This is a genomic window from Alteromonas sp. BZK5 (assembly GCF_014349115.1).
Classification (GTDB): domain Bacteria; phylum Pseudomonadota; class Gammaproteobacteria; order Enterobacterales; family Alteromonadaceae; genus Alteromonas; species Alteromonas macleodii.
On sequence record NZ_JACSOE010000269.1, the window covers coordinates 1 to 1,204 of the forward strand.

Below are 1,204 nucleotides of genomic sequence, written 5' to 3' on the forward strand. Positions count from 1 at the left end.
GTGGTAGATGTTCTAGTGTATTAACGGTTTCTCCCTTTTTGGCGAAAATAGTACCCCCAAACCTTAAGTCTTGTTCAACCGTAAAAATTGGTGTTACAAGATAACTAAAACTTTCCTTAGCAACTGGAAGTTCAACTATAGCTGGTTTGGATTCCTGCATTTTTTTCGTCATCTTGGTGACGGGATCATCCTCTAATCCTTCCTTCATTTTTTCCTGAAGTAGTGTAATCATATTTGGCTCTTCAACATCATAAATTCGACCCAGTGCCTCGTATACTTCATAGTCTTGTAAGGCGTAAGTCTCAGCTTGTGTAAGAGAAAGTTCACCGAGAACTTTTCGCCAACCATTTTTAGTATTGATGACAAATGTTGGAACTTTATCTATGTTAAGTCGCATGAAGATAGTTGGGTCTATGACGATAGAGTATGAGCCTACGTTCGTATCAGGCATGGCCTGCTCGATAGCTAAAGCAAACTTTGCTAACTCACCGGGTTTTGCTCCTTGGAAAGCGATGATAACCCGTTTGTCTTTATGTTCATTAGCCAAAGACGTCAGCATATTTCTAAACCAGCGGTCTGGCATGGACATGGAAACGGCAATGTAAGCAAAGACATCCTCGCCGTATCTAGTCTCTTTGTGTGAACGTGCCTGCTGCTCAGCCTTGGCCATGGCTGAAGACATCATACTGGAATCGCCGTAGTCACCATTGGTACCAAATTTTCCATAGTCTGGTCCCTTAAATGCGTTATCTATATCATTTGATTCTAAATCGAATTTATCTTGGGTATTTTTAAGAAAGTCCTGGGCAAGCTTCTTATTCTTTTCAGCGTCGTCATTATTGGTATCGACTATCTCATTGATTGTTTCATTAATAATTGGGGGTAAATCTGCTGGATTTACCGGTTGGATGGAGTGATCAGCACTCTTAGTTTCACCCCGTTGTTTTTGTGATATTTCTTTAGCCAGTTCTTGTATATGCGGACTTAGTTCTGCTTTATTAACGTTCAACTCTTCATTATTAGTTTGAGAAAAGCCAGATAAGGAAAACAGTAGAGTGGCTATTAGACAGGTTACTTTTTTACAGTAAAGCATAAGCATGCGCCTCAATTTGAGATAGAGTTGCTGGGCCAAAATATCGGCTATCAATAGTGGTATCGGATGTGCTGGCAATCCATATTTCGTTATCTTTTAAAGTGTAGTAAC

1 protein-coding gene is annotated in these 1,204 nt (G+C 40.0%); it reads right to left on the reverse strand.

Annotated features, from left to right (window positions below; translation table 11 throughout):
* Positions 1-1,093: TrbC family F-type conjugative pilus assembly protein (locus BIZ39_RS21865; protein ID WP_187448124.1), on the reverse strand; the 1,093-nt coding region annotated here is incomplete at its 3' end.
* Between the last annotated feature and the right edge of the window lie 111 nt (positions 1,094-1,204).